The sequence below is a fragment of the Butyrivibrio fibrisolvens genome (genome assembly GCF_023206215.1).
Taxonomy (GTDB): Bacteria; Bacillota; Clostridia; order Lachnospirales; family Lachnospiraceae; genus Butyrivibrio; species Butyrivibrio fibrisolvens_C.
In genome coordinates this window covers 2,414,492-2,435,548 of sequence record NZ_CP065800.1, presented here as the reverse complement: position 1 = coordinate 2,435,548, position 21,057 = coordinate 2,414,492, and the positions used below count along the sequence as shown (strand labels likewise).

Annotated in this window: 15 protein-coding genes; all 15 read right to left on the bottom strand. The window is 40.8% G+C overall.

Annotated elements, in window-relative coordinates; genetic code table 11:
* Positions 1–204: 204 nt before the first annotated feature.
* Entirely contained in the window at positions 205–1,155 is a 951-nt protein-coding gene (locus I7804_RS10055) for a GTP-binding protein (RefSeq protein ID WP_022759263.1), read from the bottom strand.
* Positions 1,156–1,263: 108 nt separating this feature from the next.
* Positions 1,264–2,604: a GTP-binding protein gene (locus I7804_RS10050; RefSeq protein ID WP_248403241.1), complete on the bottom strand. Its 1,341-nt coding sequence runs from the start codon at positions 2,602–2,604 to the stop codon at positions 1,264–1,266.
* A 279-nt stretch (positions 2,605–2,883) separates the two neighbouring features.
* Complete coding sequence (gene nadE / locus I7804_RS10045; RefSeq protein ID WP_248403239.1) at positions 2,884–3,672, bottom strand: NAD(+) synthase; 789 nt, start codon at positions 3,670–3,672, stop codon at positions 2,884–2,886.
* A 123-nt stretch (positions 3,673–3,795) separates the two neighbouring features.
* The gene (pncB, locus tag I7804_RS10040; protein WP_248403238.1) at positions 3,796–5,013 is read right to left on the bottom strand and encodes a nicotinate phosphoribosyltransferase; all 1,218 of its coding nucleotides are present in this window, start codon (positions 5,011–5,013) and stop codon (positions 3,796–3,798) included.
* A 60-nt stretch (positions 5,014–5,073) separates the two neighbouring features.
* Positions 5,074–5,649: a cysteine hydrolase family protein gene (locus tag I7804_RS10035; RefSeq protein WP_027215521.1), complete on the bottom strand. Its 576-nt coding sequence runs from the start codon at positions 5,647–5,649 to the stop codon at positions 5,074–5,076.
* A 270-nt stretch (positions 5,650–5,919) separates the two neighbouring features.
* On the bottom strand, positions 5,920–6,687 hold the full coding sequence (locus tag I7804_RS10030; RefSeq protein ID WP_022759259.1) for an NUDIX hydrolase: 768 nt from the start codon (positions 6,685–6,687) through the stop codon (positions 5,920–5,922).
* A gap of 339 nt (positions 6,688–7,026) precedes the next feature.
* On the bottom strand, positions 7,027–7,878 hold the full coding sequence (locus I7804_RS10025; RefSeq protein WP_022759258.1) for a hypothetical protein: 852 nt from the start codon (positions 7,876–7,878) through the stop codon (positions 7,027–7,029).
* 533 nt (positions 7,879–8,411) lie between these two features.
* Positions 8,412–9,776: a PFL family protein gene (locus tag I7804_RS10020; RefSeq protein ID WP_074754001.1), complete on the bottom strand. Its 1,365-nt coding sequence runs from the start codon at positions 9,774–9,776 to the stop codon at positions 8,412–8,414.
* Between the two features lie 160 nt (positions 9,777–9,936).
* Positions 9,937–10,209, bottom strand: a complete 273-nt coding sequence (locus I7804_RS10015; RefSeq protein ID WP_022755138.1) for an ACT domain-containing protein — start codon at positions 10,207–10,209, stop codon at positions 9,937–9,939.
* 299 nt (positions 10,210–10,508) lie between these two features.
* Positions 10,509–11,306, bottom strand: coding sequence for an MBL fold metallo-hydrolase (locus tag I7804_RS10010; RefSeq protein WP_027205248.1), 798 nt, complete (start codon positions 11,304–11,306; stop codon positions 10,509–10,511).
* 163 nt (positions 11,307–11,469) lie between these two features.
* On the bottom strand, positions 11,470–13,620 hold the full coding sequence (locus tag I7804_RS10005) for a cell division protein FtsA (RefSeq protein WP_248403236.1): 2,151 nt from the start codon (positions 13,618–13,620) through the stop codon (positions 11,470–11,472).
* Positions 13,621–14,170: 550 nt separating this feature from the next.
* On the bottom strand, positions 14,171–14,788 hold the full coding sequence (gene coaE / locus I7804_RS10000) for a dephospho-CoA kinase (RefSeq protein ID WP_248403235.1): 618 nt from the start codon (positions 14,786–14,788) through the stop codon (positions 14,171–14,173).
* A gap of 433 nt (positions 14,789–15,221) precedes the next feature.
* Positions 15,222–18,290 (bottom strand): DNA polymerase I, encoded by a 3,069-nt coding sequence (gene polA / locus I7804_RS09995; protein ID WP_248403234.1) that lies wholly within the window; start codon positions 18,288–18,290, stop codon positions 15,222–15,224.
* A gap of 107 nt (positions 18,291–18,397) precedes the next feature.
* Positions 18,398–19,672, bottom strand: coding sequence for a hypothetical protein (locus tag I7804_RS09990; RefSeq protein ID WP_248403233.1), 1,275 nt, complete (start codon positions 19,670–19,672; stop codon positions 18,398–18,400).
* Positions 19,662–21,032, bottom strand: a complete 1,371-nt coding sequence (locus I7804_RS09985) for a radical SAM protein (protein ID WP_248403231.1) — start codon at positions 21,030–21,032, stop codon at positions 19,662–19,664. The genes I7804_RS09990 and I7804_RS09985 overlap by 11 nt, the downstream gene beginning before the upstream one ends.
* Positions 21,033–21,057 lie beyond the last annotated feature (25 nt).

The window sequence follows — 21,057 nt, the reverse complement described above, 5'->3', positions numbered from 1 at the left end:
ACTAATTACTAATTATTATAACAAGAATACCGACCTTCATACTACTTCATTTATCTTTCAGTTATTAAATTCATCAGCATGGCATTTGAAGTTTTTATTATCAATCTTTCCACTAAAAAAGACTCCATCCCCTTGGAGCTGTGATAACAAGGGGAGCGGAGTCTTTTTATGTAAATGGGTGGTTTTAATTTTTATATTACAAGATCAATCAGATAATATCGGCTGTGTAAAGTCTACAACAGGATTGGACGGCTCTGTTGTAGGAACTACGGATACAGCCTTAAGTACAGGTCCTTCTCCGTTGTATTCCTTAACAAACTCTTTGCCAACTTCTGCAGTAACTTCTACCCAGTCCTTCTCATTAAGCTCATCAGTCTTGTCATAATCACAGGCAAAACCAAGGAACTGCATATCCTGTGCACAGCAGTTCATAGACAGACGGCCTGGCACGAATCTTCCCTTAGGAAGATCCTTGGGCTTAGCTACAAGGGCTTTAAATCTGACTTTCTTGCCTTTATAACGATCTGCATGTTCAAGTGCATCAAGATAGAACATCCCATAACCGTAGTTATTAAGTTCTATCGGATCTGCCTTAAGATCAAATGGAAGATCCTCATCAAGAGTTACATCAACTTCGCCGTTTCTGTCCTCAAATATAACTTCAGCCTGCTGATTAACAGCTTTTACATTTCTCTTAAATGCAGGGAGCTTTTCATTGAAGCCGTCACATCTGTTAAAGAGGATCATATCGCTCTTTCTGATCTGCTCTACGAGCATGGACTTCATGTTAGTATAGTACATCTCAAATGTAGAACAGTTGACCATAGTAATCTGCTGCTCAATATTCCAGTTCTTGGGAAGATGGATAGCTCTGGGATCCCACATTCCATTGAACTCGATAAGAACACGCTCAGGATTATACTTGTTCTCAAAGCTCTGAAGCTTGGCAACAGTAAAATCCGACTCATCTTCTACTACAACTTTTACAGAATTGGTAGACTTAAGGAGTTTCTCCTCATAGTCGTTCTCACCCTCTTCACATACGATGATAAGAGTAAGACCATTACTGCGAAAATATGGCTGTGCAATTGTATAACGGAAGAAATCTGTCTTACCGCTATCCAAAAAGCCATTGATTATATAAACGGGTTTCATTTTAACTTTCCCTTTCATTCCAAACACGCGAACTACCTCGCTATAATAATATTTGAATCATTCCATAGAATAGAAATCTTCTTAAGGTTTCTATAAGCCTGGCATTCCTTATCCTCTCCTGCGGAAAAGATTCTCAAGAGCATCTTCCTTAAGGCCAGAACCGATGACTACGATCTTGCCTGTTACATCAGCATGACCTTCACGGATCTGTGTCTCATCAGGAACATAATCAAACTCGATCCACTTGCCATCAGCATCTTCAACCATGCCTTTAGAGCGAAGTACTACGCCATACTTCTCATCATCGGAGAGCTTATCAAGCATTGTCTCGATGTCGGCTTTTGAGTACTTAACAGGAGTTTCAAGAGCCCAGCTCTGGAATACCTCGTCAGCATCGTGTCCGCCGTGGTGGTGATGATGGTGGTGATGGTGGTGAGCATCGGTGTGATGAACCACAACGCCCTCTTCATCAGCCTCTGCTTCATGATGATGGTGGTGATGATGTTCATGCTCATCTTCATCATCGTCATCATGGTGATGGTGATGATGTTCGTGCTCGTCTTCATCATCGTCGTGGTGATGGTGGTGATGCTCATGCTCGTCTTCATCATCGTCATCGTGGTGATGGTGGTGATGCTCGTGCTCGTCTTCATCATCGTCATCGTGATGATGGTGGTGATGCTCATGCTCATCTTCATCATCGTCGTCATCATGGTGATGGTGGTGATGCTCATGCTCGTCTTCATCATCGTCATCATCGTGGTGATGGTGGTGATGCTCGTGCTCGTCTTCATCATCGTCGTCATCATGCTGTCTCATCATCTCTTCAAGGAGCTCTTTTTCCAGGTCATGATTACCTTCGAATGTATCGAGAATCTCCTTGCCATCAAGCTCTGAAAGAGGAGTTGTGATGATAGTAGCCTTCTTGTTAAGAGTACGGATAAGCTCTACAACCTCTTCGATCTTGGCATCATCAGCCTTATCTGTACGTGTGAGGATGATAGTGCCGGCGCTTTCAATCTGGTTAGTGAAGAACTCACCAAAATTCTTGATATAAACCTTAGCTTTAGTAACATCTACAACTGTTACAGCGCTGTTGAGCATCATATCAGGGAACTTCTCAGTAACATTCTTAATAGCTTCAGCAACATCAGAAAGCTTACCAACTCCTGAAGGCTCGATAAGGATGCGCTCCGGTGAGTACTTATTCATGATCTCTGTAAGGTTAGTATCGAAGTCACCAACAAGTGAGCAGCAGATACAACCTGCGTTCATCTCGCGGATCTCGATTCCTGCCTGCTGAAGGAATCCGCCATCTACGCCAACTTCACCAAACTCATTCTCTATAAGAACTGTCTTAGTGCCTGAAAGAGCTTCTGCAAGGAGCTTCTTGATAAGAGTTGTCTTACCTGCTCCAAGGAAACCAGAGATAATGTCTACCTTTGTCATAATATATTCAACCTTCTTTCTGAATTATAATTTACTAGGTTCTTCCCGCTTGGGAGATTTAAGTAATAAGTTGTTCACATTGTAATTGCAAATCTTTTGCAACAACACCAATTTTATTCCTCATGTTAGCCATAGTCAATAAGCTTAAGCTTAAAAAAATCTAAACAAAGCCTTTATTTTATTGTACATAATTATCGCTACAAGCAATAAAAACACACAAAGATCATTGGATGATTACGATGATCTTTGTGTGTTATATTTTCACAAAATTTGAACCCTTTATTTAAATACAGCAGCCTTAGCTCTTTCAGGATATGGATGCGGCATTTCTGTAAGCTTATGAAGATTAGCTCTGTACTTACGCTGGATCTTATCAAGGATCTCGCCTTCAGGCTCTTCTCCATCAAGGATATAGCTGTCAAGCGCAGCGTAGGTGAATCCAAGATTATCCTCGTCTGTCTTACCACACAGGCCGTCAGAAGGAGCCTTCCTTATAAGAGTCTCAGGCACTCCGAATTCTTTGCACAAGATAAGTCCCATCTCTATGACTTCTCTAACTGCAAAAGCATGAAGTATGCTAAAATCACCGGCATGATCACCGAACTTGGTAGAATATCCTACATAATTCTCAGAAAGATTGCAGGTATTGGTAACAAGTCCGCCACTTGGAAGGCTCTGAGCCACTGCATATAAGGTTGTCATACGAACCCTTGGATCTATGTTGGTAAGAGTATCCCTTGTAGGCTCCACACCTGCAGCTTTGAGGCCTTCTATCATCCCGTCAACAGCTGCTTTTATATTAACTGTGTAGTTTGTGATTCCAAGGCACTTACATACCATCTCAGAATCATCAATATCAGGCTGCTGACCTTTAGGCATCTTAACAGCTACTACTCTGTCCTTGCCAAGAGCTTTTACAAGAAGCATTGCACATACAGTAGAGTCTTTTCCTCCGGATATGCCTATTACAGCCTTCTTGTCCTTGAATGGTTCAAAGTAGTCTCTGATCCAGCTTACGATATGATTAATTGCTTCTGCCGGTTCTATTTTCGTTACAGTTGTACTCATTGATATTCCTCCATGCCGGTAACTCATCGACTTTTTGCGTTAATTCTTTTTTGTTTTATTAAACGTACCTTCAGAAATCCGCACTAGCTCCGGATTTCGTAAAACGATGATTGTATAAATTGATCATTCATGATCCATACGCCACTTGATGCTACGCTTTAAGTAGTCAACATATTCAGGATTCTTGCACATGCCCTTGCCGTCTACATCAGATAGCTTAGCTACATCCTGACCATTGCAGAATGTTGTCTTCATAACGATGTTAAGGGCCGGAACATTGGTATCATTAGCAATATACGTACCTATTCCAAATGCAACTTTGGCCTTGCCTTTAAAGTGATCTGCAATAGCAGCAGCCTTTTCAAAATTAAGACTGTCTGAGAAAAGAAGTGTCTTGGTCATAGGATCAATATCAAGAGCCTTATAATGCTCTATCATCTTCTCACCCCATTCAATAGGATCTGCAGAATCGTGTCTTACGCCACTGAAAAGTGTTGCATATGTAAGCTGGAAATCTCTAAGGAAGCAGTCTGTTGTGATAGTATCTGTAAGAGCTATACCATTGAGCACTCCGTACTCCCTAACCCAGGCATCAAGTGCATACCAGTTAGAATATGCAGGATTGTGCTTGTGATTGCCCTGGCCTGTGCACATGATCCACTCATGAGCCATTGTTCCTACAGGTGTGATACCAAACTTCATTGCAAGATATACATTTGATGTACCTATAAAATTACTCTTGCACTGTGTATCTTTTCCATCATGAAGGTGAGAGAACTTCTCAACAGCAAGCTCCTGAGCCTGTCTTGAAAGTCTTCTTCTAAGACCGAATTCAGAGAAAGTTCCAAGATTGTAACGATTTGAGCGAACATCCTCAAACTTCTTATCAAGTCTTTCTTTGAAAGATTCAAGAAGATCATCATAGTCATACTGCATACGGAAGTATACTTCATTGACGATTGCAAGTGTAGGAATCTCATACATTGAGGTATTGAGCCAGGTTCCGCTTGTTTCGATGCCAAGACCGCACTCAGCATCAGTCGTGATGGTAAAGTCCTCGAATCTTGGCTGCCATAATCTAAGGAAGTCTACATAGGAATTCTGGATCCACTTGATGCTTCTAAGATATTCAAGCTCATCCTCGTTAAATCTAAGATCGCAGTACAAACGAAGCTGCCTTTTGATCTCTTCTACCATTTCATCTGTAAAATGCACATCCTTGTTTCTGCACTTAAAAGTCCATGTTGTCGTATAACTTGGGAACTGGTGATAGATTGCCTGTCCCATGCTGAATTTGTAAAGATCTGTTTCCAATAAACTTGTGATTATCTGTTCTAACATACCTTTTTTCTCCTTTTTGGTAACCCATTATTATAGTTTTGTCTTGTTATGTATAACTACTTATCTCCAAGGTTCCTGTCCCTTGTTAAGGATGTGAATCTGACAAGCTTCCATTGCTTTGATCGCTGTATCATGACTTTCAGGAGTTACACCTGCACTGCAGGCTGCATCTACATATATAGGAAGATTGGGATTAAATGCCTTGACCAAAAGTGCATTGCTGATAACGCATATATCTGTGCACAGTCCGCAAAGTTCTACGCTCTCTATAGTCTTGTCCCTTGAGCACATCTCAGCGATTCTCTGGCCCAGCTGTACACTTCCGAAGGTCTCCTTGTTGAGCCTTATAGCATTGGATGTGTAGTTGCCAAAAGCAGATGCGATATTCCATCCATAAGAATCCTCTATGCAGTGTGGTACCGGAAGGTTAGCTCCCTCTTCCGAAGACATATATGTATCATCATAGTGAGTATCTCTTGTAAAAATAACCTCATCCCCGTCCTCGTACGCTTTTGCGACTTTCTTGACACAGCCATCTACGATCTTGGGAGCTTCCTTACTTCCAAGTGCCCCATCAATGAAATCGTTCTGCATGTCTACAATAACTATAATCTTCTTTCCGCCATTCTTACTCATATTTCCATCCTCCTTTAAACTTCTCATTAGTATATATCGCTCACAAAGCTTTCAAGCCTTGAGTAAATACTATTTGTTTATTTTTAACCTCATGTCACGAGCAAAGCGAGTGACTAATGGTTCGACATTGGTGGAGCTCGCGACACCAATTCGGGTTTGAAAGTGGAACACTTTCAAACTTTATTCTTCTAGTGTGCTGACTCGTTCATATTTGATTAAATATAAATGAGCCAGTACACTATTCTATAATCCTTTTAATACACTACAGAGTCATCTGACTTTGCAGTACAGCTGCGCTGCCCTTGCAGAATACTTATTACTTGTCTTGCCTGTAGGTACGACTATCCCTGTATCCACATACTTCTTAATAAACTCTCGCCTGAAATTGGCTGTATCTAGTGACTTGAACAGCACTGCCTCATGTATACTCTTAAGTTCGTGTATAGTAAAAGACTTATCATCCTGCAGCAGTGAAAATGCATCCTGTGTATATTCAATCCTACCTGCAAGTCTTTCAAGCGCAGTCTTTATTATTGTAGCATGGTCAAATGCAAGTTGTTCCTCTGATATGGAAAAATAATCTCTGACAAGATAAAGTTTCTCAGTACCTTTGTCATCGCACTCTTTCCTAACTTCAAATACATCTGCATCTGCTTCCTTGTCTCCTGCAACAACTTCAAGGCTCTTATTGGGAACGAAAGCCATATAAGAAATCGATACTACTCTCATCCTTGGATCCCTGTCTACATCTCCAAAAGATCCAAACTGTACAATCGGAAAGCCGTTTGCCCCGGTCTCTTCATAAAGCTTACTTGCTGCAGACTGGTCTATGGACTCATCCATGTTTATAAAGCCTCCCGGAAGCGCCCAGTGATCTTTGTATGGATAAGTGCCTCTTTTTATCAGAAGTATACATAGCTTCTTGTCCTCAGACATTGTGAAGACTACTATATCTGTTGTGATCGACGGCTTCTTATATTTGTCCGGGTTATACTTTTTTAAAAATTCCTCTTCTTCTATCGATTCCGGCTTGTACATCAGTTCCTCCTTCGATATTTCATATGGTCGCTTTGACTATATTAAATATAGTCTATTTGACCATATGATGCAAGAGTGAATATTGTACAAAAAAGAGGAGTATTGCTTGTTTATTATATAGTCATTTTGACTATTTAAATTGTCAATATGACTTTTTGAACTAAAACCAGCTAATATAAACCATGCGAAATTACAGGACGTAATTAAAGCATGTCCAGAAATGCATGGCTTCAGCATAAAGGCAGTAACTGCGCAAAAAAGCCACGCCGCCTCGAACGAAGTAGGTATCATACGTTCTTAGCGCGTGGCTTTATATCTTTGGACAAAAGAAAAATCAGATCATCCCTCAAATACCGGATGGAAAGCATCCATGCACTTTACAGTTCCCTCTCTTGCTTCCTTAGGGCAGCAAAGTGCAAGATATCTGTCACCTTCAATCTGATGAACTTCCGGTCCAAGATCAGGAAGAAGACATGTGATAGAATGGCCTCCAAAGTTATTGACCATCTCATACATGATTCCATAGCGGTATCCAAGTGTAAGCACTTCACTTGCCTTGGTCTGATAGCTGTAGGCAAGAAGTGAGAAAGTTATGAAATATCCCTCATATAGCTTAAGAAGAGCCCATTTAATAAGCTCAGGATTAGAATCGATCATTCTCTCTTCATCATATTTATGAGAATAGAAATCACAGATTCTCTCGTGTCTGTATGATGGCTTGCCATTGGTCCAGCTTGTAACAAAGTCGCACTGAAGCTCGCAATAAAAGCCTCTCATAGAGTAGTCCTTGGCTCTTCTCTTAAGTTCTTCATAAGCACGCTCCATAGCTGCAAAAGCTCTTGGATTCTTAACAGCAAGCTTATCCCAGTTATCGCGAACATAAGCCATCTTAAGATTATTATCAAGAATCATGCCAAGATTATATAAAGCAGGGAAGTTGTACTTGCCATGAGTACGGATATACTTGGCAACCATACGGATGTAGGTTCCGGACTCCATAGATCTGACGCTCTGCATAACAGATACGAGATCAAAGATACTTCCTGTCATTTGTGCAACGCTCTCCTTGGTCTCTGTGCAGTTCATCTCCTGCAGGATAAGGTTGGCAACGTTATTATTTTTAACAAAAAAATCAGCCATTTTATCCGCGTCATTTTTGCGAATAACTTTAAATGATTCTGTAAGATTCATGGAAAAAGCTCCTCCCTGAAAATGTCTATAATTCCTTTAGTTGACGCCTGTGCAGATCCCCATCCGCATTTTAACGCATCTTATTCAATATAAAGTAAAATACAGCTCTATGCAACGATAATTCTGTAGAAATATTCCCGATTTTTACCAAATAAAGTTAGGAATAATTCTAAAGCAAAAATCGTGACTCCTTTTTGGGAGGCCACGATATCATGATTATTATCATATTACTTTTTATATTGAAATATGCACAATTTACTAAATGTGCTTTTGTATATTATTACCGAATGTCACTTATGAACGTGATACATTCTTCCTTAAAAATAATGGTTATATACCTAGATTCTTAAAAACAACCCGCCACAGCTATAGTAAACGACTTTAGAAAATGCCTTATGCCAATTATCTAATGCCAGTTATCTAAGGCTGGCATTTAATTACTGGCATTTGATTATTGGCATTTGATGACTGGCAAAGTGCATATTCTTAAGCCGTTACTATAAGTGACGGGTTAACTCATAGTCTTTATTATATTAGTTCTTGAATGAATGAACAGGTGCAGGTATCCTACCGCCTCTGTTTACAAATGCGCTGCAATCGAACTGATTAACGGGCATTATAGGAGCATGTCCTAAAAGTCCGCCAAATTCTACGCTGTCACCAACTTTCTTGCCAATGCAAGGGATAAGTCTTACAGCTGTTGTCTTCTGATTGATCATACCGATAGCCATCTCATCCGCAATGATACCTGCAATAGTTGTAGCCTTAGTATCTCCGGGGATTGCGATCATATCAAGACCTACAGAGCATACGCAGGTCATGGCTTCAAGCTTCTCAAGAGTAAGAGCACCGGCTTCTACAGCATCGATCATACCCTGATCTTCACTTACAGGGATGAAAGCACCTGAAAGACCGCCTACATAAGAAGATGCCATTACGCCGCCTTTTTTGACCTGATCGTTAAGAAGTGCAAGCGCTGCTGTTGTTCCGGGAGCACCGGCGTGCTCAAGGCCTATCTCGCACAGGATATCCGCTACAGAATCTCCAATAGCAGGAGTCGGTGCAAGAGACAGATCTACGATTCCAAATGGAACTCCAAGTCTCCTGGAAGCTTCTCTAGCTACAAGCTGACCTACTCTTGTAACCTTGAATGCAGTCTTCTTGATGGTCTCACACAGTACTTCAAAATTCTCTCCGCGAACCTTGGAAAGAGCTGTCTTAACAACACCGGGACCTGATACGCCGACATTGATGATCCTATCAGCTTCTGTTACGCCGTGGAAAGCGCCTGCCATGAATGGATTGTCATCAGGAGCATTACAGAATACTACAAGCTTGGCACAACCGTTAACTTCAATGTGCTCAGAAGCTTTGGCTGTCTCAAGGACCATCTCTCCCATAAGGCGGACAGCATCCATATTGATACCTGTCTTGGTAGAACCAACATTAACAGAACTGCAGATAAGCTCAGTCTGTGAAAGAGCCTGTGGGATAGATCTTATAAGAAGCTCATCAGCCTTGGTCATACCCTTGCTTACAAGCGCAGAATATCCGCCGATAAAGTTAACTCCAACTTCATGTGCTACCTTATCAAGTGTCTTAGCAATCTTTACAAAATCCTCTGAAGTCTTGCAGGCAGCTCCGCCCACGATGGCTATAGGGGTTATGGATATTCTCTTATTAACGATCGGAATTCCAAACTCCTTGGAAATCTGCTCACCGGTAGCAACAAGATCCTTGGCGCTGTTATAGATCTTGTCATGGATCTTCTCGCAGAGCTTATCAAGATCAGAGTCTATACAATCGAGAAGGCTTATGCCCATGGTGATAGTGCGGACATCAAGGTTCTCTTTTTCTATCATGTCATTAGTTTCAGAAACTTCTCTAATATTAATCATGTGCGTCCTTTCTCATATGGCGGGGGATGTATTTCTAAGTGCCTGATTACAGGAAGTAATCAGTACTTGTCCAGAAGTGCATGGATGCACTTCTAAGTACCAAGATTACAGGATGTAATCAGCACTTGCCTAGAAATACATGGATGTATTTCTAAGTGCCTTATATCCTATGCATTGAATCAAATATATCTTCGCGCTGCATTTTGATCACAACGCCCATCTCATCTCCGACCTTTGAAAGTTCTTCTTCGATCTTTCCAAACTCAGCATCAAGACCTGTTACATCAACGATCATCATCATATTAAAATACCCCGACACGATCGTCTGTGAGATATCGAGAATGTTGACCTTCTCAGAAGCCAGATAAGTACATACTCTGGCGATAATGCCCACGGTATCTTTGCCGACTACAGTTATAATTGCTCTTTTCATGACTGCTTCTCCTTTATATTACATATATAAATATGCTGTTTTAGGTTTTCAATACTCTCGTTTTATTACTCGCAGAATTCTCTGTTTTTTAACTTGTTTAGATCATTCAGAACTATACATTTTTGAATCAAAGATTCAAAAATGCAGCAATAGAGCAGGTTGAGTTCACCTTCGGTGAAGGCTCTATTGCCAACAGATTCATCGAATCACGAAACACGCAGTAAATGCGCGTTTCTGTAATTTACATTTAAGAAGTCATACTTTTACAAATGTTTTGCCAAAGTATAATTCCTATCGTATCAGATCTCGATCACCTGAGAGACTTCACTTCTCTTAGCAACGTAAAGCGGTATATCGCTGCTATGATATGGATTGTCTCCCATATCTATCGCAAGTCTTACTGTCTCATATGCCAGTTCCGGAAGATTATTCTTGTCAGAAAGATGACCAAGAACTATACCTTTCATATGATCATTAAGTAGCTTGCATAAAAGTTCTCCTGACATATCATTGGACAGATGGCCCTGATTTCCTGCGATTCTCATCTTGAGCTGATATGGATAAGGTCCTGTCTGAAGCATCCTCACATCATGATTGGCTTCAAGCAGCAGTGCATCCATGTCCTGAAGACATCCTACTATATAGTCATCGTAGGAGCCAAGGTCTGTAGCTACAGCACATTTCCTTCCTTCGCATGCGATCCTGAATCCTACAGGTTCTCTTGCATCATGTGAAATTCTCATTGGATTTATTGTTATATCGCCCAGAATAACGGGCTCGTCGCTTCTTATTACGTGGAACTCTTTATCTAACATCTCGCCGTTCTTGTCGGCTTCTCTTATTCCCTGAATAGTTCCCTGTGTTGCATACACCGGAATGTCATACTTCTTCAAGATAAGACGAAGAGCTGCGATATGATCTGAATGTTCGTGAGTTATGAATATACCATTTATATCAGGAAGATCCACATCAAGGCTGTTAAGACCATCTATGATCCTCTTCCTGCTACATCCTGCATCAATCAGAATGTGAGTACCAGCAGAACCTATATAAGTACTGTTCCCGCTACTGCCGGATGACAGGCTTACAAATCTCATTCTTTCTCTTCCCCTATCTTCTATTTTTGTTATTATCAGATTAACCCTCCTAACAGAATACATCATCTTGCATAAGAATTCATCATCAAACTTTACCAAATAAAAAAAAGAGGCAGCCCCTAAATTAGTTATTAAGGCTACCTCTACGTTATCGCATTACATATTATTTTTTCCAATACACTTCGATATTGTCTCCCTCAGCGATTGGCTGCATATAGTTGGGAGAGCTGCCGTTGAGCATAGTCACGATGCCCCTTCCCTGCGGTTTACTAAGGTCAAAATCGATATAATCAAACACATCTACAAAGATATAATTAGCCTTGTTATGAAGAGTCACCGGAGATCCATTGACTATAACATGAAGGTCATGAGCCAGAATATTCTTGACAGGCGTTATATCATCAACCTCTTTATCCATGGCACTTTGGTCAAAGTCCTTGTCTTCTGCGATCGCAGCTTCGCCGGCATTTTCAAAGGCTTCTTCATTCTCCTGTTCCATGGCTACCACGTCAGCATCCGGAATATCCTTATAGTAGTCCATGATCGCATCTTCTCTTAGCTTGAACTCAACCTTGAAATTCTCATATACAGGAGTATCAAGTCCTGCCTCTTCATTATTGATCATGATAAGAGTATCAGGTGTTATCTCGATATCCAGAAGTTTTGCAATCTGCTCTGCCGTATCATAATCAAGGATCTTAACATCATCGCCGGGCCTTATCTTGTAGTAAGAAGTCTGAGGCTGACCATCAACAGTAGCAAATCGTGAAGCCATGACTTCTTTGCCATCAACGTTGACCTTAAATGTAGACTTGAACTCATTAAGTGCGCCGATCTCCATCTGCCCCGGGTCGCCGGCTGTAGAGGGCTTAACCTCTATGATATCATTGGCCTTTATCTTACTGTGGATATCTGCAGGCTTGCCATTGAGCATGATAACTGCAGATTCTCCGGGATGTCCAGGTACCGACTTCTCTTCACCATTAAGTGTGAATTTAAGAGCCTGACCTCTCTTTGGAAAAAGATCTTCATTCGGAAATGCAGCCTGCATGGCAGCATCAACGATCTGAAGCTTGCCATTGTCATAGATCTTGGTCTGAGCGCCGTTAAATGAAACAAATACAAAGTTGTTGGTATCTTCATAGTAGCTCATGCAGATACCCAAGGGTGTAACCATAAGCGAGTCCCTTGACACGTCACCTGCATTAAGAAACTGGAAATCTTTCATGACCTCTTCGCCCCTTAGAGCGACTCTTTCTTCCGAGATCTCCATATCCCTTGCTATAGCCTGTGTATATCCTTTAACGCAGCCGCCACCTCCAACTACGAATACTGCGCTTACAGGCTTGTCACCATTAAGGCGCTTTATTTCTTTGGTCACATCATCTGCCATCTTGTCAACAAGAGGCTTGATAGCAGTATCAACTTCGTCCTTACTTATAGTCTTTTCAAGACCCATGATATCAGTATATGTAACAGTATCATGTGTTGATGCGTCTATCTTGATCTTGTCTGCTGTATTAAAATCAACCAGGCAGTGGTGAGCGATAGCTTCTGTAAGATGATCGCCTGCTGTAGGGATCATGCCATATGCTGTTATAGTACCGCCATCTGTTACGCATATATCTGATGTTCCGGCGCCCACATCTATAAGAGCCAGATTCAAAAGTCTGAACTTCTCTGGTATAGCAACCATGATAGCTGCAATAGGCTCCAGCGTCAGATTAGCTACAGAAAGCTCTGCCCTCTCACATGCCTTATAAAGGCCATCTACAACATCATCCGGAAGGAAAGTTGCGATAAGTTCTACTTTGACCTTACCGCCGTTATGGCCTTCAAGATTACCGATCTGATAATCATTCAGATAATAATGAAGAACAGAATAGCCTACCAGATAGAACTTAAGATCAGACTCATTGTTTTTGATAAACTCCTGATAAGCCTGTTCCACAGCCTTAGAATCAAGGTTATAGATATCCTCATCTGTAATGGATCTGGTATCATCAAGAACCTCTTCATAAGAAGTCTCGACTGTTCTAAGAACTCGTCCCGCTGCAGCGATACATACATCTGTAAGATGTATATCTGTCTCAGACTCAAGTTCATTTTTTATGGTTCTGATCGTCGCACCGACCTTGCCTATATCATGAATCTGTCCATCCAGCATAGCTCTAGTCTCATGCCCTCTTGATTTCTGGGCGATGACAAAGAACTTGCCATCCTTCATATATCCGACAGTTCCGACTACATTCCTCGTACCTATATCAAGGCCGAATACTACGTTTTGATCTTTCTGTTCAAGACTTTGTGGCATGTTCTAGTCCTCCTGCAGACTATAGCACATCAGTTCAAAGGAAGATGATCACAATCATCCTTATAATACAATTCGTATATATTCAAATAATCATGGAGCTTAAATAACCCTACGCTTTTATATCGGAGAGAATCAGCAAAAGATTAACTACTATCTATAAAAAAATCCCACACAGATACTAAATCCATGTAGGAAAGTCTAAGCGGTGCAATATCTTCAAGTATGATGTTTGTATATTTAATTCAAACTTCGCATTTGCCAAACATACGCCACCCTTTGAGTCAGCGCCGATGCGGATAGTTTATAATGCATTTTCATATCTTGAAGGTGTTATAATTCAGGGCATGATATCTGAATTTTTATATTCTAGGGTCTGAAACTCGCTTCGCTCAGACATGCAGACCCTAAGAAGAATATAAAAATCCATCTCTCATGCTCCTGAATTTTATAACACCTTCAAAAGATATGAAAATGCATTATAAACTATCCGCATCGGCGCTGACTCAAAGGGTGGCGTATGTTTGGCAAGTGCGAAGTTTCAGTATTTAATCTATACTTCCAGATGCTTTCTTATCTGTCCGATAGCATGATCAAGGTCATTACTATTATCAACAACAAAATCACAGTTTTGCCTGAACACTTCTTCAGAAAGCTGGGCTTTTAAGATGCCATCTATCTTCTCGTCAGAGTAGCCTCTTGCCTTTTTAAGGCGCTGTCGTCTTACTTCTTCACTTGCAAAGATATACCACATCTCATCGACTATATCCTTGTAACCATTCTCTATTAATAGAGCTGCTTCTATGAAAAGATAATCAATATCACCTAACGTTTTCTCTTTATCGATGATATCAGCGATATATTTATTGGTTGCAGGATGAAGGATATCATTTACCTTTTGTAACAAAGTATCATCTTTAAATATAGCTGCTGCCATTTTCTTCTTGTCTATCTCGCTGTAGCAGCCGTCAGCATTCACTTCCAGGATGCCATCCCCAAGCAGATCCACAAGGGCATCATAGGCCGGCATTCCTTTTTTCTTAACATCATTGGCAACATTGTCAGAGAAGATGACTTTGCAGTTACATATCTCCATAACCCTGGTAAGGAGGGCGCTTTTGCCTGCGCCGACTCCCCCGGTTACACCTATAATTTTCATAAATAACCTCATGTCGCGAGCAAAGTAAGTGACTAATGGCTTAAATTGATGGAGCTCGCGTCATCAATTCAGATTTGAAAATGGAACATTTTCAAACCTAATGCTCCTATTAATGATCTATTTTAAAATACGAAAAATACAATTATTTGCAGACTTCCCACTTGGGCGGGCCGGCATTCCCAAAGTCTTTGCAGGGGCAGGCAGTATATATATCATTGCCATGCTTTTAATAGTTTTATTAAATTCATGAGCGTGATAGATGGAGATTTTCATTATGCCCGGGGTCCACATGTCTGAGCGAAGCGAGTTTGGACCCCAGAATGAAAAGCTCCAGATATCATGCCATGAATTATAAAACTATTAACAGCATGGCAATGATATATATACTGCCTGCCCCCCTGCAAAGACTTTGGGAATGCCGGTCCGTCCAAGTGGGAAGTTTTAGTTATTTAGCTTCAAACCAGTCAGATCCTACACTGCACTCTGCAATAAGCGGTACCTTAAGGTCTGCTGCCTTCTGCATCTCTTCTGTAAGAAGACTCTTAACAACATCAACTTCATCAGGTGCTGTCTCTATAAGAAGTTCATCATGGATCTGAAGTATAAGCCTTGACTTAAGGTTCTCTTTTCTTAGTCTCATGAATACTCTTATCATAGCTACCTTCATGATATCTGCAGCTGTTCCCTGAATAGGCGCATTCATGGCAACACGCTCACCGAACTGCCTGCGCATGAAGTTGGATTCCCTAAGTTCAGGTATAGGCCTTCTCCTTCCAAATGTCGTGATACTATATCCATGATCCTTGGCATATGCAACAGAAGCTTCCTGATAAGCCTTAACTCCAGGGTATGTCTTGAAATACTCTTCCATATATCCCTTGGCTTCTTCGCGGCTTATACCAAGATCATTGGCAAGACCGAACACACTGATGCCGTATACGATACCGAAGTTAACCGCCTTGGCATTACGTCTCTGAGTGTCAGTAACCTCTTCAAAAGGAGTATGGAATACCTTGGAAGCTGTTGCTCTGTGTATATCCTTGCCTGATCTGTAATCTTCAAGAAGTCCCTCATCAGCGCACATATCTGCAAGGATTCTAAGCTCTACCTGGCTGTAATCGGCATCTGCAAATACGTACCCATCCTTGGGAACGAATACCTTACGAATAGCTCGTCCCAGTTCTGTACGCATAGGAATATTCTGAAGGTTAGGCTCAGAAGATGAGATTCTTCCTGTTGCAGTTATCGTCTGATTGAATACTGTATGAATCCTGTTGTCGGATTCGATATAGTCTGCAAGGCCGTCTGCATAGGTACTCTTAAGCTTGGTAAGTGCTCTGTATTCAAGGATATCCTTGACAAAAGGGTGCTCCGGTGCAAGCTTATCAAGTACGTCAGCTGATGTAGAATATCCGGTCTTGGTCTTCTTGCCGCCTTCATATCCAAGCTTTTCAAAAAGTATAACTCCAAGCTGCTTGGGAGAATTGATATTGAACTCTTCTCCTGCCTCTTTATAAATATTGCACTCAAGCTCTGCTATTCTTCCTGTGAGCTGATCTCCATACTCTTTAAGAGCATCGCGCCTGCAGATGATACCTTCTTTTTCCATAGAATATAAGACAAAAGAAAGCGGCATCTCAATATCATTCATAAGATCAAGCATCTTGGTATTCGCAAGCTTCTTCTCAATAATCGGCGCTGCGAGTAGTGATGTATTGGCAATTTCTGCAGCATACTCAACGATCTGTTTAAGAGCATCTTCCGGAAGGATCTGAGGCTCCAGGGCCTTCTTGGACTTCTTGGAAGACTTCTTGGCAGAATCATCATCAGCAGGCATAGGTATTCCAAGATCCAGTGTCATCTGCTGTGGAACCTCTATAAGTTCTTTAAGGCTGCTCTTACCAAAGCGCTCCTTATAGCTTCTCATCATCCTTCCAAGATGCTCTCCTGCTATATCTTCAGGAGTGTAGTCGTCCTTTAAGGGATTAAGAAGGTAAGCGCCTATAAGTATATCAAAATCACCTTTTTCCTTCTTATGGTCAATTTCATATGGGGTAAAAAGATGGTAGGTATTCTTAATATCAAAAGTTGTAAGTCTGCAATCCTTGGACAGATCTTCAAGAACCTTACCTGCGTATTCTAAAGTAAACTTCTCTGTATGCCTTAAGAAATATGCTTTGCAATTCTCGTAGGATATGCCAAGACCGATGAAATCATCAGGATCTTTGGAATCTTCTATGACGCTATAGCCTATAAATCTGTCATTATTACCTGCAGCATACTCTTTCGCTTTTCTTATAATATCTTCTGCTTCGTCAAATGAAGTAACTGATATAGCTTCTATCTGCTGCGGAACCTGTTTAAGGAGATTTATAATAATCTCATCCTGATTATCACCAGCTTCTTCTATATTACCGGTAGATGAAGACTTAGTATTTAAATTACTTGTATCAGCAACAGCCCCTGCAGATGCCTTATCAACAGATACTCCGTCCAAAGCTGCACCCTTAATAGCCTCTCCATTTGAAGCGATTCCATTAGGATCAGCTGCATTAGATACTGCATTGGAAGCTGCATTAAAAGCTGCATCAACAGCATTCGTATTACCCGATTCTCCAACACTTGCAAAAGCCTTATCAACAATTTCCTGAGAGAACTTGGATAAGAGTCTCTTAAAGCCAAGCCTCTTATACTCTTTGTATGCATTTTCATTTAAATAGTTAACACGTTTTGCACTGTCCCATGGAAGTTCAAAGTCTGCATCCGTCTTGATAAGAGCCAGAGTATATGAAAGGTCGCAGCTTTCTTTATTGGCCTTAAGTGACTCTCTTATAGCATTCTTGGTGATCTCTTCTACATGCTCATAGATACCTGCTATAGAGCCATAAGTCTGCATGAGTTCCTTGGCAGTCTTAGGTCCAACTTTAGGAACTCCGGGGATATTATCAGATGAATCTCCCATAAGAGCCTTAAGTTCTACGAACTTCTCAGGAGTTACGCCCCATTCATCTATAACTTCCTGGGTGTGATACCTCTCTACAGTTGTCTGTCCGCCCTTAGTCTTAGGGTTAGCTATAAGGATATTGTCACTTGCTATCTGCAGAAGGTCTCTATCTCCTGATACAAGCGTTACGATCATACCCTGAGATTCTGCTCTTTTTGCAAGTGTTCCAAGGATGTCATCTGCTTCAAGTCCCGGCTCTTCATAACGCCTTACGCCCATAGTATCAAGAACCTCTTTAAGAAGCGGCACCTGCTCATGGAGCTCTGCCGGCATAGGTTTACGGGTTCCCTTATACTCTTTGAATATATTATGTCTGAATGTAGGCGCACTAGTATCAAAGGCAACGACTACGTAGTCAGGATTCTCCTCATCAAGAAGTTTGAAGAAAATATTTAAAAAGCCAATAACCGCATTGGTATGAAGACCTTCGGAATTGGTCAGATCAGGCATACCATAAAAGGCCCTGTTAAGAATACTGTGTCCATCGACAAGTAAAAGTTTTGATGCCATATTAGTCCTCTTTCTATAAATGTTACCGGAAGTTATATCCGATGATGAACAAGGTTGACGACGTGTTCACCTTTGATCTTAAATCAGCAAGTCAGAATGCTTATTCATCATGATCTTGCAATAATTCTGTGAATCTGCTTTGTATCTAACATTGTACCATAAAAATCCTTGGTACTGCAGCCTGCCCGGCCACCGCCTGCACAAGCACATGCGCAGGCGCATGCACAGCCTCCTCCGCCTCTGTAGCTGCCATAATGCCCGGATCTTCGATTAGATAAAGTCTTTTCATACTCCATTATATGATCTCTTCTATATTGTTTCATATAATCAGAAAACGTCTTCCTGGGCATTCTTTTTACAGATCTTCCTTTTATATATGCATCCATAGACCATATTATTGCCTTTATTTCAAAAATAAAACTTGAAAGCGAAAGTGAAAGCACTGCTATCAACATTATAAATATTAATAAAAATCCTATATCATCAGAATAATCCTTAAGCTCTTCGTTATAGGAATCACTTACTTCAAAATCTTTTTCCGGCAGATCTATACTTATCTCAAAACGGCGTCCTGCTTCAAGCGATCTCGTAAAGAAGATCATCCCGTCTTCCTCTTTAATATTCGTATTTTCACATACAATATTGGAGGTCTTGGAATTGTCATGAATATCCCATATAACCATTACGCGGTCCACGTCTATTTCATCAAACCACCCCGGAGTATAGCTATAATGCCTAAATGCTCCGCTATCAGTATAGAGCCTGTGCGCATGTATAGAAAAAGAAAATTCTACTACATCCCCTTCTCTATAGGAGTCATCAAAATCTATACGCACATAATCACCAGAGTTCTCTATATAATATATAGAATCAATATTATCGCTTAATGCTTTTATATCTTCTGTGTATTTATTTGGTATACCTACCTTAACCCATGTAAGTTCATCGTCATAAGAATCCAGCACAAGCCAGCGTATGCTGTAAGTCATATAGAGTGATCCGTCTTTCATATCAGGACTTATCTCAATGACATAATCAAGGATTTCATCACGATGATCACCTTTATAATCCGATACATCAATATGATCCGAACCTCTATCATATGCCCTGTACCCTATATTGTATTCATTATCAAAAATATAGTCCCCGTTAGGACGATCAGAATTCTCTATAGCTACGCTACTATCTATGTTATTGCCTGTATTATTGCCATTACCATCTGATCCGTTTATCAGCACAATACAAAATACAAAAAAACAATATAATAACAAAAATGGAATTATTATCTTCAAAACATTTTTTACTATTCTATTTCTTCTTTTCCTGATGCGTCTTATTTTAATAGGCTTTCTCTTTGGATATCTACTTTTTCTATAACTCAATACTATTCACCTCTTGTAATGGACATTTCTGCATCATCTTGGCAGACTCATTCCTTATAGCTCTGCACCTTCTGCTATTCCAGATCTTGTCCCAGGGATCTTCAAGCATATCACCAAGAACCGGGCTTGAAAGGGCGCTCTGACAGGATACAACCTTACCACCTGGAGTCACCGCCATATTGCTAAGACACGCTCCGCAAGACGGAACATTAAGTCCTATCTTCCTAAGATCATCTTCCAAGACCTGACCGGGAGATGTGAACTGTATCTCCATATCGTTATCTCTGCAGTAATCGGCAGCTTTTTGTAATATGCTTGTAAGCTCTTCCTTCGTAAGCTGATCATCTTGCTGATCCTGTCTTATAGCATTGCCTGACGGAATCATTCCCGAACAAGTAACATAGATAACCCCTAGTTCATGAAGAAACTGAAGTGTCTTCACATAATCAGAATTAAGAGAACATAAAGGCGTATTGATACTTACAGACAGCCCGGCATTTATAGCATTTTTGATTCCATCTACTGTCTTTTCGAAACACGAAACACCTGTAAGAGATTCGTGTATACTTTTTTCATATGAATAAAAAGTAATCTGGACATTGTCTAGATCTGTCTTTCGAAGCCCTTTGCAATAATCAGGCGTAAGATTAATACCGTTGGTATTAAGTCTTGTAACAAACCATCTTGCATAAGCAATCAGCTCAAACAGATCCTGTCTCATAGTCGGCTCACCTCCCGTGAAGGTAAGCTGAGGGATTCCTGCATCATAGCAGTCATCTATTATTTCTTTCCAGTCATCTGTAGATAGCTCCTCCTGAGATGAAGCCAACTGGCCTGCTGCATAACAGTACGAGCATTTCTGATTACAGTTCCATCTGCCATCCCTAGTCATAGCACTGACCATAAGATCCATCCTGTGAGGAGCAAGCATATAGGGCGCATACTCTCCTATTGACATAAGGGGGATGTCAGCATCAGTATAACCTGTCAATGCCACATCTTCTATGACTCCCACAAGCTCATCTAAATCTGCAACAATGATATCCTTTGGAACTCTCGGATATACTTTCCTGACACAGCTATAGGTATCTTCCAGGATTTCCTTTAACTGTTCATCACTCATAGCTCCTTCACCGAATTCATTCACATGACGTATGAACTCTGTCAGAAGGATTGCCTGAGACTCTCCCAGAGGCAGGATATAATTTCCATTCAGAATACATACGGAAGGAACATTTTTATGCCAAAAGAACTTAGGCGGTACAAGGTGTATTCTCACTGCTCCCGGACCATTTGGATTAAGCGTTGTATGTGAAACTTCATCCCAGTACTTAAGTTCATATATTTTTTCCAAAATCATATAGAATCACACATCCTTTTTAGAC